This is a genomic window from Bartonella sp. AP9QHHD (genome assembly GCF_042195625.1).
Classification (GTDB): domain Bacteria; phylum Pseudomonadota; class Alphaproteobacteria; order Rhizobiales; family Rhizobiaceae; genus Bartonella.
This window is the reverse complement of the sequence record NZ_JBHIOP010000116.1, coordinates 1-2,757: the sequence shown is the minus strand read 5'-3', so window position 1 is coordinate 2,757 and position 2,757 is coordinate 1. Positions and strand designations below refer to the sequence as shown.

Sequence of the window (2,757 nt, the reverse complement as noted above, 5' to 3'; positions counted from 1 at the left end):
AACAACGGTGAACAATATTGAGATGATTGGTTGAGAAAACAATCCCACCATTCCAAGTGAAGGCAAGGATAGCGGATTGTTAATCATCACAAACAGCAAAACTTAAGGATAACATTCATATTGTTCTGGATGCTTTTTACAAAAAGGGCTGTTCAAGCGCTTCTTGACACTGCGCTGTGGTATGACAGCACCTGGACGACAAGCCGGAAGATTCTTTCCTTGAAAATTCTCACACCACGTTCCTGCCTCTGTATCTTTATAGCGGAATCCTGATTGAACCATACAAGAATCAATAAACGCCTTTTTATTTAAACTTAACTTTCTATTTTCTGGATCAGTATCATAAGGGGTTGGCATTCCACATTCTAATAAGGCTTTTCCTACCTCAGTAAAATCAGTAACACCATTTTTCTCCCACGCGCTCAAATATCCTCCAGGAGTTTTATTAAACTGACATCCAGCTATACTTAACAAAGTTACAGCGCTTAATAATTTTAAAGTTTGTTTCATTTTTTTCCTCCATGATTTAATTCAAGGTTTTTGTTTTAAATGAGATGAGCCATACCTTTTTTGGCATTTTTGACCCGCATCTCCAAGACAGGTATGGGAGCTTATGGGATTCATGATCACTCTCCACCATTCTTTCCACCAGTTACTGCCAGCAGGTATTGTCTCGTAAGTATAGCCATTGCCGCCAATAATTCTGCTGACAAAGTCGTATCTATTCCCATCAAAGCCAACAATGGTTTGTTTGCCATCACTCACATAACCTAACAGACCGGATGCAACTAAAACATTAAAGGCTGGTCCATAGAAATTGATATTCGTGTTGTCGGCTATACCGTGAACACCTTCTTGTTTGAAAGAATTCAGCATATTTCCCAATGTCATTGTCCCGCGACTATGTCCATAAAGTTCTAATCCTGTAAGACCATAGCTATACATCAAATCTTTTGCTTCTTGTGTTGAATTGGTCAAACCCCAAAAGTTATTTTCCATAAACTTCTGATAGCCCGCGACCAGAAGTTCTGAAATAGCAGAATCGGCTTGAGGGAACACAACAAAATAAAGCGGTTCATTTTTATCCTTCGCATGTTGAACCGCATAAACAGCGGCTTCCTCTGGTGGAGTAAAGATGCCATTAAAGGACACATGCACCTTGCCATCAGCACCCTCTTGTAAATGCTGCTTTTCTTCATCCGTTAAATAATGGAACTTGGGGCTTTTTTGTCCACGAGCATCTCTTATAGGTACCCCATTCGCAACTATTTCATAGATTGTATTGCCATTTTCATCACGATCCACCACGGCGATGGGGTGCTCTTTGATAAACATGGTTTTATAGGAGTCATCACTGTATTTAAATCCTTCTTCTAAAAGTTGGGTTGCCATTTCACGGTTTTCATGGACGATTTGTTCCAGCTTGCCTGCATCGAGCTGTTGTACACCCTTATGGGCGGTGGCAGTATCACGATTAAGGGAGGCTATGGCTTGTTCCACATCTTGCCCTGTCAATGCCTTCTGCCCAGCTTCATCAGTAATGACAATGGTGCCATCGCTAATGGCGGATTTGGTGTATCCTTCCTCTGAATCTTGGGCTTTTGAATGATCTAAGACATTTTTGGCAATGTTTTTCCCGACACCATATTTACCCTGATACATCGGACCACCGGCAGAAATACTTAAACCTTGGCTGCTAGCTTGCGCATGCGCACCGTTGCTGATATCACTGGTGCTAATGCTTCCTGTGGTCAGGCTGTTTTTTTCTGCCGGCGCAGTGCTGGCAATAAGCCCCCCAGTTAGGGTCGTTTTGTCTTTAACGTTGATCTTAAAACCGCCATCACCGGCTTTGATGCCTGATTGCTCCACAACACTATGATAATCGCTAGAGGATTTATCCTTGTTCAAGGAAATATTGGTTGTGGCTGCATCATCCTTTTTTCCACCATTAAACCCAATAGAAAAAGAGTCTTGCTTGCTGGAAGTTTGTCCCGTATCACTGCGGCTGGTAATGGCGAAATCACCCCCTACTTCCATTTCTACATGGTCTGCAGAAGCCACGGCGCCTGCCAGTATGGTGTTTCCCTGACTTATGGTATGAAGAGTGCCAGTGCCTATAATATGGCTGTTCTTGTGATGCACTTCCTCACTGGAACCCTTGCCTTTACCAAAAGAAGCATTCCCCATCCACCCTGGACCACCGGTACCATAACTATACCCAACATTCATTGAAGCGCTTTGCGTATGATTTTGTGTGCTTTGTGTGTTTTGCGCACTTTCAAAAGTGATATCTTTACCTGCTCCCATGGTGATATTCCCGCTCTGTTCATCATTGCTTTGCATCGGGTTTGTACCGGCAATAATATCGGCTCCAACACCATGGATGCTGCCTTTGTGGGCTTGCATATTAACAGCGCGTCCTGCTTCTATTGTNTCCTTCTCTGTCTTAAAGCCCACGGTTACGCTAGCAGAAACATCAGCAATATCACGAATAGACTGTTTGTTTCCACCTTTCATCCCATTATAAAGACCTTTGCCTTTGCTATAGAGATCATAGCCTTTTAGACCAGCAATAAGACCATTACCGATTTTGTGTTTTGTATCCCCATGACCAAAACGTTTGACTGCATCCTTTACATCTTTTACGGCACCAAGAATACCCACATTGACAGAGCCTGTCACACCAGCAAAAGACTTTTCATGCTTTTCTTTTGCGTTAGAGGTATCATAGCTTTCTGATAGGGTGATATTATTGCC

2 protein-coding genes are annotated in these 2,757 nt (G+C 42.7%); both read right to left on the bottom strand.

From position 1 onward, the window contains the following. Positions 1 to 102 precede the first annotated feature (102 nt). On the bottom strand, positions 103 to 510 hold the full coding sequence (locus ACFIK4_RS09500) for a hypothetical protein (RefSeq protein ID WP_375632826.1): 408 nt from the start codon (positions 508 to 510) through the stop codon (positions 103 to 105). A gap of 21 nt (positions 511 to 531) precedes the next feature. After that, positions 532 to 2,757: hemagglutinin repeat-containing protein (locus ACFIK4_RS09495; protein WP_375675825.1), on the bottom strand; the 2,226-nt coding region annotated here is incomplete at its 5' end.